This window comes from Granulicella sp. L56, from assembly GCF_009765835.1.
Lineage (GTDB): Bacteria > Acidobacteriota > Terriglobia > Terriglobales > Acidobacteriaceae > Edaphobacter.
On the sequence record NZ_LMUS01000006.1, the window covers coordinates 1,996,943 to 2,008,905 of the forward strand.

Annotated in this window: 10 protein-coding genes; 4 read left to right on the top strand and 6 right to left on the bottom strand. The window is 59.0% G+C overall.

Annotation, left to right across the window (positions count from 1 at the left end; all coding sequences use genetic code 11):
- Positions 1-148 precede the first annotated feature (148 nt).
- The gene (locus tag GSQ81_RS16080; RefSeq protein ID WP_158911672.1) at positions 149-2,614 is read right to left on the bottom strand and encodes a bifunctional (p)ppGpp synthetase/guanosine-3',5'-bis(diphosphate) 3'-pyrophosphohydrolase; all 2,466 of its coding nucleotides are present in this window, start codon (positions 2,612-2,614) and stop codon (positions 149-151) included.
- 145 nt (positions 2,615-2,759) lie between these two features.
- Here GSQ81_RS16080 and GSQ81_RS16085 point away from each other — a divergent pair, with 145 nt between their 5' ends.
- Positions 2,760-3,821 (top strand): family 43 glycosylhydrolase, encoded by a 1,062-nt coding sequence (locus tag GSQ81_RS16085; protein ID WP_158911673.1) that lies wholly within the window; start codon positions 2,760-2,762, stop codon positions 3,819-3,821.
- An 86-nt stretch (positions 3,822-3,907) separates the two neighbouring features.
- On the top strand, positions 3,908-4,255 hold the full coding sequence (locus GSQ81_RS16090; RefSeq protein ID WP_158911674.1) for a hypothetical protein: 348 nt from the start codon (positions 3,908-3,910) through the stop codon (positions 4,253-4,255).
- On the opposite strand, the gene GSQ81_RS16095 is transcribed toward GSQ81_RS16090, so the two are convergent.
- Both GSQ81_RS16095 and GSQ81_RS16100 read right to left on the bottom strand, forming a co-directional pair.
- Positions 4,221-4,757, bottom strand: a complete 537-nt coding sequence (locus GSQ81_RS16095; RefSeq protein WP_158911675.1) for a hypothetical protein — start codon at positions 4,755-4,757, stop codon at positions 4,221-4,223. The two genes, GSQ81_RS16090 and GSQ81_RS16095, sit on opposite strands and share 35 nt — an antisense overlap.
- Before the next feature lie 253 nt (positions 4,758-5,010).
- Entirely contained in the window at positions 5,011-5,385 is a 375-nt protein-coding gene (locus GSQ81_RS16100; protein ID WP_318523808.1) for an RNA-binding S4 domain-containing protein, read from the bottom strand.
- A 154-nt stretch (positions 5,386-5,539) separates the two neighbouring features.
- Between GSQ81_RS16100 and GSQ81_RS16105 the strand changes: the two genes are divergently transcribed.
- Positions 5,540-6,295 (top strand): hypothetical protein, encoded by a 756-nt coding sequence (locus GSQ81_RS16105; protein ID WP_158911677.1) that lies wholly within the window; start codon positions 5,540-5,542, stop codon positions 6,293-6,295.
- 10 nt (positions 6,296-6,305) lie between these two features.
- Here the strand turns inward: GSQ81_RS16105 and ychF are convergent, their stop codons facing one another.
- Positions 6,306-7,403 carry a redox-regulated ATPase YchF gene (gene ychF, locus GSQ81_RS16110; RefSeq protein ID WP_158911678.1) on the bottom strand — a complete coding sequence of 366 codons (1,098 nt, stop codon included), beginning with the start codon at positions 7,401-7,403 and terminating at the stop codon, positions 6,306-6,308.
- Between the two features lie 134 nt (positions 7,404-7,537).
- Positions 7,538-9,094, bottom strand: a complete 1,557-nt coding sequence (locus GSQ81_RS16115; protein WP_158911679.1) for a tannase/feruloyl esterase family alpha/beta hydrolase — start codon at positions 9,092-9,094, stop codon at positions 7,538-7,540.
- Between the two features lie 428 nt (positions 9,095-9,522).
- Between GSQ81_RS16115 and GSQ81_RS16120 the strand changes: the two genes are divergently transcribed.
- Positions 9,523-10,089, top strand: a complete 567-nt coding sequence (locus tag GSQ81_RS16120) for a YbhB/YbcL family Raf kinase inhibitor-like protein (RefSeq protein WP_158911680.1) — start codon at positions 9,523-9,525, stop codon at positions 10,087-10,089.
- Positions 10,090-10,216: 127 nt separating this feature from the next.
- On the opposite strand, the gene GSQ81_RS16125 is transcribed toward GSQ81_RS16120, so the two are convergent.
- Complete coding sequence (locus tag GSQ81_RS16125; RefSeq protein WP_158911681.1) at positions 10,217-11,926, bottom strand: glycoside hydrolase family 28 protein; 1,710 nt, start codon at positions 11,924-11,926, stop codon at positions 10,217-10,219.
- Between the last annotated feature and the right edge of the window lie 37 nt (positions 11,927-11,963).

The following is an 11,963-nucleotide window of genomic DNA, read 5'->3' on the forward strand; positions in this document are numbered from 1 at the left end:
CTCAGCAATCTCTCAGATGAAGCTACTCCGCCGATGCCGCTACCGTGTGCCAGTAGCGGAAGGTAAACCAAAATCGGCTGGAAAAGGTCGTCATCTTGCTATTGAACATACACTGCCATCCCATGCCATTGCAACTTCTTGTCGGGAACTAGATCTTCTGCACGCGATGCACGTCGCGCACGCCGGGGACCTTGCGCAGGTTCTGCACCAGCTTGTTGAGGTGGCGAACATCCACCGTCTCGACGACGAAGTCCACCACCATGGTTCCCTCGGGGGTGGGCTTTGTGTCCACGCTGCGAATGTTGGTTCCATCGTCCGCGATGATTGCCGTGAACTCCTTCAACAACCCGGGACGATCATCGCAAAGCAATGTCAGCTTTACAGGGTACGTCTGGGCTTTCGTCGTTCCGGGCTCTGTCGGCGAAGGAGCCCACTCCACCTGGATGCGCCGGTCCGACTCGTACAGCAGGTTCTGCACGTTGGGACAGCTTCGAGCATGAACTGCTACGCCCTTGCCCCGGGTGACGTAGCCAATAATCTCTTCACCACGAATCGGGTTACAACAGCGTGCGCGATAGACGAGCAGATCGTCCTGCCCTTCTACCTGAAGCGAGTCCGACCCCTTGCCGAAGAAGACCTTCTTCACGGCATCGGACATATGGCCGAGGGCGTTGCCGACCGTGCTTTCGGACGGCGCAGGCTCCGCGGCCATGGTCGATCCCGGCTCCAGCTTGTTTAGAACCTGTCGTGCGGAAAACTTGCCGAAGCCCACGCCTGCCAGCAACTCGGCCTGTGTCCCGAGTCCGTATTCGCCGGCGACCTTGTCGTAGTCGGCCTCATCGAACTTGCCCAGCGAGAGCTTGTACTTGCGTGCTTCGCGGTCCAGTAGTTTTCTACCGATCTCGATGGCACGTACCCGCTGCTGTTCGTTGAGCCAGTGCTTGATCTTGTTGCGAGCACGCGAGCTCTTGGTGAAGCTGAGCCAGTCGCGGCTGGGAGCGTGCCCCGTCTGCGTCGAAATCTCGACGATATCACCGTTGCGCAGCCGCGTCCGCAGCGGAACGATGCGCCCGTTCACCTTCGCGCCCACGGTTGTATTGCCTACCTCGGTATGGATCGTATAGGCAAAATCAATCGGGCTCGCATCCTTCGGCAGCACCACCACCTTGCCCTTCGGCGTAAAGGTGTAGACCTCCTCGGGGTACAGGTCGATCTTCAGCGTCGACATGAACTCGTTGGGGTCGGGCATCTCGCGCTGCCACTCCATCAACTGCCGCATCCACGCCAGCCGTTGCTCGTCCTTCGAGGTGACGTTGTCGGAGGCCTTGTACTTCCAGTGCGCCGCGATGCCCTCTTCGGCGACGCGGTGCATGTCTTCGGTGCGGATCTGCACCTCGAACTGGTGCCCGCCCGGTGCGATCAGCGTCGTATGCAGCGACTGATAGAGATTGGGCCGCGGCATGGCGATGAAGTCCTTGATGCGCCCCGGCACCGGACGCCAGGTGCTGTGCAGAAGGCCCAGCACCGCATAGCAGTCCTGCACCGTCTGGCAGATGACGCGCACCGCGAGCAGGTCATAGACCTGGTCCACGGGGATCTTCTGCGACTCCAGCTTCTGCTGAATGGAGTAGAGACGCTTGATGCGCCACTCCACGCGCCCCTGAATGTGGTGCTCGCGCAGCTTTTCTTCCAGCTCGGTGACGATCTTATGCAGAAACTCTTCGCCCGCCCCACGCAGCGCATTGACTTCGGACGAGACCTGCTCGTACGCAAAGGGATCGGTGTAGCGGAAGGCAAGGTCCTCAAGCTCTCCGCGCAGCTTACCCATGCCCAGACGGTGCGCCAGCGGAGCATAGATATCCAGCGTCTCGCGGGCAATCTTCTGCTGCCGCTCCGGCTTCAGGTGTTCCAGCGTCCGCATATTATGCAGACGGTCGGCCAGCTTGATGATGACGACGCGAACGTCCGTCACCATCGCCAGCAGCATCTTGCGGATATTTTCTGCCTGATGGTCTTCGCGGTTGGCAAACTTGATCTTGTCGAGCTTGGTGACCCCCTCGACGATATGCGCTACCTGATCGCCAAAGCGCTTGCCCAACTCGACTGAGGTGACATCGGTATCTTCGACGGCATCGTGCAGCAGACCGGCTGCAATCGCGGTCGAGTCCATCTTCAACTCTGCAAGTACCTGCCCGACTTCGAGCGGATGAATGATATACGGCTCGCCCGAGGCACGCTTCTGGCCCTCGTGCTGCGACATGGAGAACGCCCATGCCTTGCGAATAATATCGAGGTCATCGGCTGGGCGGTTGTGATGGACCGTCTCCAGCAGCTTTTGGAACTTTGCATCGACAGTCTCGATCTCCCCCGCCGCGACGCCGCTTAGGTGAGAGGCCGAAGACTCATCGAGGGCCGACGGTGCGACAGGCTCACCCTTCGCCGCATCGGCACGCAACTCCGCAGCAACCGGGGTATCCGCCGTAACTCCAACAGGAAGAGCAGTTTCCAGCTTCGTTCCTGTATCGGTATCCGGTATCTCCGATGGGTTCTTCGGTTCGTTTTGCGACCGCGACTGCGGATCAGCCTCCGAAGAGGCTGGATGGGCGCTGACCATAGGACATTATAGGCTGCGCCGTCAAGAGGGGCTTTCGGGCTGGCAGGATGGCCTCGAAGCAACCGCCGGAGATGAGATGATGCTATGTAAGCGAATACACCCCCGAGATCGCGTTCAATTTGCCAAGGATCTCCAGAGGACCGCCATGAAATTGCTCTCCGGATTGCTTCTACTCGCTACGGCTGCACTGCCGTTCTCTCAGCCGACGGCGCAGGGACAGACGACCGCGCAGGCCGCTGACACCTTCCATAATCCGCTGCTCCAGACCGGCCCCGATCCCTGGGTCGTCACGCATGACGGCTTTTATTACTACATGAACACGACCGGCCAGAACCTCACCATCTGGAAGACCCGCGACATCACTGACCTTGCCCACGCAGAGAAGAAGGTCGTGTGGACGCCACCGGCCACCGGCCCCTACTCGCACGACATCTGGGCGCCGGAGCTGCACTTCGTGGATGGCAAGTGGTACATCTACTTTGCCGCCGATGCAGGACAGAATGAGTCGCACCGCATCTATGTCGTCGAAAACGCGGCAGCCGATCCGCTCGATGGCAACTTCACCTTCAAGGGCAAGGTTGCGGACGTAACCGACAAGTGGGCCATCGATGCCTCCGTCTTCGAAAACAAGGGCCAGAAATATATCGTGTGGTCCGGCTGGGAGGGCGATAGCGACGGCGAGCAGCGCATCTACCTGGCGCACCTCAAAAATCCGTGGACCATCGACTCGAAGCGCGTCCTGCTCTCCTATCCCAAATATCCCTGGGAGCATGTCGGCGACTTGCTCAATCGCCCCGAGATGCCGCACGTCAATGTGAATGAAGGCCCGGAGATTCTGCAGCACGGACAGGACATCTTCCTCGTCTACTCCGGCTCCGCCTGCTGGACGGATTACTACGAATTGGGCGTGGTGAAGGCGAACGCCGACTCCAACCTGCTCGATACCGCCTCATGGTCGAAGTTCGATCATCCTTTTTTCAAGCAGGACCGTGGAGCAGGCGTCTTCGGCCCCGGCCACAACGGCTTCTTCAAGTCGCTGGATGGCAGAGAAGACTGGATCATCTATCACGCGAACCCAGGCTCGGGTGAGGGCTGCGGAGGCAAGCGCTCGCCGCGGATACAGCCCTTTACCTGGAACGCCGATGGCACGCCGAACTTCGGCAAACCGCTTTCGGCTGAAACAGCGATAAAAAAGCCTTCGAATTGAGGTTGCGCTAACCAATCCAGTTGCGTCCAACTTGAGGAATCATGCCGGGCTCAGAAGATTCCAGAGCGGACGGAGACCTGCATCCTATGGGACAAAAAATCCTAAAGCAGATTGTTCTCGGTGTGGATGGGTTTTATCCGGCCTTGTGGATGCTTCTTCTAATGAGCATCACCATGCCTGCTCAGCAAAACCCACTGAGCACCACTCTCCCCACCACCAAGTTGAGCGGCGGGTTCGAACTTCCCACGGTGACAAAGGCAGATAGGATCGTGCACGATATTCCACTCAGTCAGACTGAAGATCGCTATGTGCACGCCATTCCACTGAGTAAAACCCCGGACCATTATTTGCGGAATGTTTCGTCTATGATCCCTGGAAAAACGGGACGAACAACCGCCGTCAGTGAGAAGAAGGGGCAGCAACCGGCGAACTAGCTGGAGAAGGAGCAGATTTCTTTACCGGCTTGTTCACCCGTTTGCGCTTCTTCACCGGTGCCGGGGTCGGGCAGACAACCGGAGCAGCGGGTGGCGGCACCGCGCGAAGGGCAGTCTGCAAGCTATGCACCTGCTGCTCCTGCGCAAGCGCCGCGGAGTTGAGATGATCTCCGAGCGCGCGCCGGGCATCTTCAAGACTCGCTCTCGCGTGGTCGATCGCTGCACTTTGCTGGTTGGGAGCGGCAAGGTTGGCGACCTGGCCGACGCGGAGCAGCACATCGTAGAGCGCCTCAATATTGCGGTAGGCGGGCAAGAGTTGCGAGACAGAATTGGGTGCTGCGTCGGCGCCTGCGAGCAACTGCGGCAGCGCCGTTTCAATATCGCGATGAATGGAGCTGATGTTGGAGCTCGTCTCCTCGCGTATTGCATCCGAGGTCTTCCATTTGTCCGGTCGCAATCCTTCGAGCGACTGCGCGAGCGTATTAAGCGCGGGCTGCAGCATCGCAGAGGGCGTTTCTTGTGTTTGTGCTGTCGGCGGCGGCGCTGCGGCGGGTGGTTGTGCAGCCAATACAATGCACGGGCCGCAAAAAAACCCTAGAAAAACAGCCGAAAAAAGGTGGCGCGTAGCGTTAATTTTCACGAAAAGCCCTCGATTGAGCCCTATTCTCCACTCAGTCATTCAGGAAAGGAGATAGCGGCACTCAGTTGGATGCTGCTTTGGTTATGTTGCGACCTTGCGGGCTGCAAACGCAAACTTAGAAGCGGTGAATTCTGCCTCGCAGCCGCTTAAGCTCCTGACGGTCGCGCTTTGAGGGCTTCCCCTCGGTCACGGCCCCCATGCGCATCATCTCCTTACGCTCCTCGGCGGCCTTCAGACGGGCCTGCTGGCTCTCTTCGGTCTCACGGTACAGCGTTTGGGCAACCGCCGCCGGCCCGCGCATCTCGCTGAGAAGCAACACTTCTACCTCAAAGTCCCCGGCTTCGTTTTTGATGCGCAGCATGTTGCCGACGCGTACCTCGCGCGCCGCCTTGGATCGTTGGCCGTTCGATTCAATCCTGCCCAGCTCACATGCCTTCGACGCCAGCGCTCGCGTCTTGAAGAATCTGGCGGCCCAGAGCCACTTGTCCATTCGCACATCCATCATGGTTCATTTTCGTACATAAGCATTCCTGCGGCCTGAAAAATATCGCCGCCATAACGTCAAGCTAATTCTCTGGACAAATGCGGAGGAGGCCTTCTATGCTCCGCTGCACGGGCCCGGATAAGAGCGAGGATGGCTTTGGATGGGTGTGAAGCTGCTTAATGCCGGGTTGGGTGCCGCAGTGGGACTGGCGCTACTGGTGGGTGGGTGCGCAGCAAAGCATGAAGAGCCTAAACCTCCTGCTCCTCCCATGAAGGCGATGAAACCGGCACCGGCAACTCCGATTGCCATAAAGAAGATTGAGCTTGGCGAAGACGGCTGGGACCCTGCATGGGACAAGATCGTCGAAGAGGCGATTCCTGCGTCGATGCTGTCCTACCGGGTTCCGCATGATGTGCGGCAGTTCTGCCCGCGCTTTTATGGCATGGGCATGGCGGATAAGCGAGCCTTCTGGGCTTATTTTTTTCAGGCGTTGGCCGGTGCGGAGGCGGGCCTCAATCCCACAAGCCGGGTGCGTCATACCGAGCCGCAGGTCGCGGTGAAGGATGCAGTAACAGGAAGAATGGTTCGCAGCCAGGGATTGATGCAACTGACCTACGAAGACCAAAGGCGTTACGGCTGCGACTTTGACTGGGAGGCGGACCGGAAGCTGACGCCGGATGATCCGGAGAAGACAATCCTGCAGCCGAAGAACAACCTTGAGTGCGGTGTGAAGATTCTGGCACGGCAGATCATCGAGATGCACAAACCGCTGCTGTCGAGGACAGGCTATTGGTCGACGTTGCGACCGGGAAACCAGGATTACCGCATGTTCGCGAAGCAGATGACGAACCCGCCCTCTGCCTGCGGTTTACATGAGAGAACGGTGAAGCAGCGAAGGCTCGTTGCTAGACGTTGAATTTGAAGAACTAGACGTTGAACTTGAAGAAAAGAATGTCGCCGTCCTTGACCACATACTCCTTGCCTTCGGAGCGGAGCAGGCCCTTCTCTTTGACGGCCTGCTCGGTGCCATAGGTGAAGAGGTCGTCGGAGGCGTAGCAGTCGGCCTTGATGAAGCCCTTCTCAAAATCGGAGTGAATGACGCCTGCCGCGCCGGGGGCCTTCGTTCCGCGCTTGATGGTCCACGCACGAACCTCCTGCACGCCAGCGGTGAAGTAGGTAATGAGGTCGAGCAGGCGATAGGCGGAGTGGATGAGGCGGTTCAGACCGGGCTCGGAGAGGCCCATGTCCTTGAGAAATTCATCGCGCTCGGCAGGTTCGAGCTGGGCGATCTCGGATTCCATCGCTCCACAGATGCGGACGACCTGCGCGCCTTCCTCTGCGGCGCGCTTTTCGACAGCGGCGATATAGGCGTTGCTCTCGATGATGCCGGAATCATCGACGTTGGCGACGTAGAGCTGAGGCTTGGCGGTGATGAGGAACAACTCGCGCGCGATCAGCCTCTCTTCATCGGTGAGGTCGGCAGTGCGGGCAGGCTTGCCCGCATTCAGAGCGTCGAGCAGCTTCTTCATCGCGCTGGCTTCGGTCTTGATCTTGTGGTCGCTGGTATTTTTGGCCAGCTTTTCGACCTTGGTGTTGCGCTTCTCAACGGTATCGAGATCGGCGAGCAGAAGCTCGGTGTTAATGATGTCGATGTCGTGCAGCGGGTTGACGCCTCCGGCGACGTGGATGACCTCGGCGTCGTCGAAGCAGCGAACGACGTGGCAGATAGCGTCAGTTGCGCGGATGTGGCCGAGGAACTGGTTGCCGAGACCTTCGCCCTTGCTGGCGCCTTCAACCAGACCGGCGATATCGATGAACTCCATCGTCGTGGGGACGAGCGACTTGGGCTGAATCAGCGTGGAGATCTTGGAGAGGCGCTCATCGGGCACGGTGACGACGCCGGTGTTGGGGTCGATGGTGCAGAAGGGATAGTTGGCCGCCTGGGCCTTGGCCGAGGTGAGCGCGTTGAAGATGGTGCTTTTTCCGACGTTGGGCAGGCCAACGATTCCACAATTGAGAGGCATTTTTCTATGAGGTCCTTACTTCTATTGAAACATGCCGAGGTGCGGAGGGTGAGCAATCGCGGGTTTTCGTGGCGCTCTACCCCCACGTCCTCAAATGCCGGACGTGGGGCACCCCGTTGACTGCGGCTATGAAGTTACCTTGACGGCAGTTTGCAGGCAAAATTGTGCGCGTTGTTGGTGCTGCCTTTGCCGCTATAGACGGCCACCTGCGGATAGGGGCAGAGCGGACGCGTGCGGTCGATCTCGCCCTCGGTTGTGTGGAAGGCGATGATCTTCTCGGGTGCGACGCCGTTTTCTGCCCACTCTTCAAGCGCCGTAACTCCATCAAAATGGTTGGGACCGGGACCTCCGGTGCAGTGGTTCATGCCCGGCACCAGGAACAGGCGGAGGAACTGCGAAGTGTCCTTTCCAACCGTCGCCTGTACCTGGTTGTAGTAGTTGATGGTGTTGAGCGGCGAGATGTCGGGGTCGCTCCAGCCGTGATAGAGGATCAGCTTGCCGCCGCGCCGCTGCAAGGGCCGCAGGTCGGGATCGACCGCATCGAGCGAGCGGCCGGTCTTGGCCAGCGCCGTCTTCATGTCGGTGTCGTAGTTGAAGTTGAGCGCGTTGTAGTTGGGGTCTTCAAAGACCATGTTCTGGAAGAAGCCATCGGCGGCCTTCCAATGGGTTGCGGCGAAGGGCTTGTTGCCGGTGATCCAGCTCGGCCAGCCGCCCGTCCCGGCTTCGCCGCCTGGCAAAATGCCAGGATAGATAAGATTGCCGTGAGAGTCATGCGCTCCGCCCCAGATGTCCTTGATGGCCTTGACCTGTTTGCGAGTGAAGCAGGAGGACGAGGGCTCGCCTTCTTTACAGGTGAGCACCGCCGGGTCGAAGTGGCATTTGCGGGGGTCGTCGAGCACGCCGTCCGCGACTCCATCGATGGCGTCGCAGGCTGCGATGACGGCGTTGGCCAGCAGCGGAACTTTTGAGGCCGGAATGTAACTCTCCGGGTCTTTGAGGGTGGCGATGGAGTACCAGAGGTGCGCGCCTGCGTAGTGGCGCGTCCAGTTATTGGCGGGATCGCCTACAAGCAGGCCATCGTAGTCGTCGGGAAATCGCTGGGCTTCCATCAGGCCCTGTTCGCCGCCTTTGGAGCAGCCGACGTAGTACGAGTGCGCGGAGGCTTTGCCGTAGAAGGTCTGCGTGATCTGCTTGCCGTTGACCGTGGCAAGGTGCAGACCGCGGTAGCCGAAGTCGGCCACGAGCTCGGGGTGATGCAACGCCCAGGTCGAGTCGAAGCCGTTGCTGGGCGGGTTGTTGACGTGGCCGGTGTCGGTGCTGACGACCGCGTAGCCGCGTCTCAGCGCGGCAGCCATGGCGCGATAGCTGATGACGCCTGCGGTGCCGCCGTTGCCGACGCCCTGAAACTTACCGTTCCAGCTATGCAACGGCATCCAGACCTCGAACCGGATCGCTGGCTTTGTGGTTGCTGCGACTCGGCAGAATGCCGGGAGATTGCCGATCGTTGCGGTGGATTTGGGTACGGCGAAGTTGCCCGTCGAGACACTTGCGGCAGAGGTGATGACGGTTTCGGGAAGCTGGAGGTTGAGGAGGTCTTTGCAGGATTGCTGGGCAGCAAGCGGAGCCGCAAGGAGAAGCAGGGCGAGAATGGGCATGATTGAAGACGCGATGGAGGTCGGAAGGTTTCGCACGTTTCTCCTTATTGACTTGAATCGGGAGTCTGGTTCCCCCTCCTGGACTTAAAGTCCTAAAGTCTTAGAAAAATTAGGCTTGGGTTTAACGCCAAGTGTAGACAAGTCTAACCAGACCCAAACCTGTGGGGGCTTCAGAATAGCTGATTTGTCAGGCATGGAGCGGAATTTGATACTGCTTGAAGATTGGATTTGGTTAAGGGTTGGGCGCGAGTGTGGATAGATCGCTTACGAACATTGTCGACCGCCAGAGCAAATTCGGAGATGGTGTAGAGGGATAAAGAACGAGCAACAGACTGCCTGACAAAAAGAATCGAGTAATTTAAAGACGGTTCGCTGGGAACGCGAATGCTGCTTGCGATGTTGGTGTAAATTTAGCCAAAGCTGACAATCCACTTCAATTAGATTTCGAATTACGGGAGCGAAGAATGAAAAAGATCCTGATGTGTGCCGTGCTGATGTCGGCGTTCGTAGCGACTGCTCAGACTCCGGCTGCCCCGGCAGCCCCAAAGCCGGGCCTGACCCTGACTTCTTCCGCATTCGAGGATGGCGGGATTATTCCCGACAAGTACACGCGAGCGGTGGAAGCTCCTGTCTCTCCGAAGCTGACGTGGACACATGTGCCGGACGGCACGGTGAGCTTCGCGCTGATTCTGCACGATCCGGACACCTCGCTACAGAGGACGACGAACCAGGTGCTGCATTGGATGATCTTCAATATTCCGGGAAGCGCCAGCGAGCTACCGGAGAACGTGCCGACCGAGGCGACGTTAGCGGATGGGTCGATTCAGTCTGTGAACACAGGAAAGAAGATCGGCTATATGGGCATGGGTGCGGGTGCGGCCGGGCCTTATCACCACTACACGTTCGAGCTGTTTGCGCTCGATACCAAGCTGAGCCTTGGGCCGGATGCGACACAAGCCGATGTGCTGAAGGCGGTGGAAGGGCATATTTTAGGGAAGGGCATTCTGGTGGGGCGGTTTCATCGGCCTTAGAACCTGTCTAAAAAAACTATCAAGGTTTCTGGACAATTCCCTCAGAGGCTAAAGCCTCTTTGCATAAGAAGGGACGCGGCTGAAGCCGCGTCCCTTCAAAAGAATGACTTAATCAGAGGTTCCCTGGCTAGAGGGTCTTGTCGTCGGCGCTGTCCATCTGAGTGTCCTTTGCAGCGCGACTGAGAAGAATACGCAGGTCGGTGACCTTGTTCAGATGGAAGGCCGGTGGGTTGGTCGGCGCGGTCACGGCGATGAAGTCGGCGCGGTTGACCTCCTGAAGAGAGAACGATGGCCGCGGGTCTGCCTTCATCGGAGCGACTTCGACGTGGCTTAGCTCAAGATTGTCGACGTGGCGGAAGAAGAACCCCTGCGCAGGCATCGGCCCGAACATACCTGGGTCTGGATACTTCTCTACCTCTTCCGGCGGAACGATGTTGACCTGGCTTGCATAATCTCCGCCCTGATGCTGAATGAAGATGTTCGAGAGCTTGATGTCCTTGATGGCGTAGCCGGGAATGCCGCTGATGATGGAGCACACCCTGGAGTTGTTGTTGTAGCTGACGAAGTTGTCGACGAGGATGCGTTGTAGCGTGCCGACGACCGTGCTCTGGTTGCCCGTGCCTTTGGGGCCGCGCAACCGAGCGCCCAGGCGGAAGAAGATAGGCGACTCGTAGACGTCGCGCTGGGTGATGTTGGTAATCGTGATGTCTTCGCAGAGTGCGCCGTCTTCGGACTCGAGCGCGAGACCGTGGCAGCCCTCGAAGACGCAGTTCGAGATGGTGATGTTCTTGAAGCCGCCGTTCGACTCGGTGCCGCACTTGATGCGCCCGGTGCGATAGACGTTGTGGACGTCGTCCGGGAACTTCTTCCAGGTGCCGTCGAGCACGCTGCCGAGCTCATAGGTGCCGGTGACGTAGCAGTTGGTGATGGTGACGTTTTCGGTCGCGCGGTTGTAGCCCAGCGCGAAGCTCGACTTGGGGCAGATGCCGTCGTCCCACGGCGAGTTGACGGTGCAGTTGGAGACGCGGACGTTCTTGCAGCAGTCGATGTCCATGCCGTCGCGATCGGTGTCGATCTTGAGGTTTTCGATGGTCAGGTTATCGACGCCGGTGAGAAGAAGGCCGAAGTGGCCGCCCTTGAGGATAGAGAAGTCGCGCAGAATCACGTTGCGACAGTTCTTCAGCGCGATGGCCTTATTACCGACTCCGGGCTGCTCGGCCTGATACATGGGATAGTCGCCGCGAGAGGGACGAGCGAAGGGTTTGCCGGGTGCGCCCGCAGGTCTGGGAGGCGCACCGGGAGGACGTCCGGGGCCAGCGCCGAAGCTGAGTCCCTTACCGTAGATGAGTCCCGGACCGGTGATGCTGAAGTCGTGGAGGTCTTCGCCCCAGATCAGCGAGTTGTGCCAGTGATTGTGTCCGTAGTCCTGGAAGGCATCGTAGCTGGTCTTCGGCTCTGCTGCATCGTAAGTGCCGCCGTTGTAGCCCGTGCTCTGGCCGGGCAGCGGCGAGTCGGCAGCGAGGATGGTCGCGCCCTGCGAGAGAAAGAGATCGACGTAGTTCTTGAGGTGGATCGAGAAGCAGAGATACGTTCCGGCGGGAAAGAGAACCGTGCCTCCGCCCGCTGCTGCCGCGGCTTCGATCGTGCGGTTGATGGCAGGAGTGTCTACCGTTTTGCCGTCTCCCGTCGCTCCGAAGGCGCGAACGTCGAAGACGCCGGAGCTGCTGTGCAGCGCGGGTTTTGAAGAGGCGTAGGCGGGCAGGGTGGCGGCAGCGGCGGCCAATCCCATGCCGCCAAACTTGAGGAGGTCGCGACGGGCAGAGTTGAAGGAGTCCATAGGCCAGCAATGCTAGCAGAAAATTGGTCTGACCATA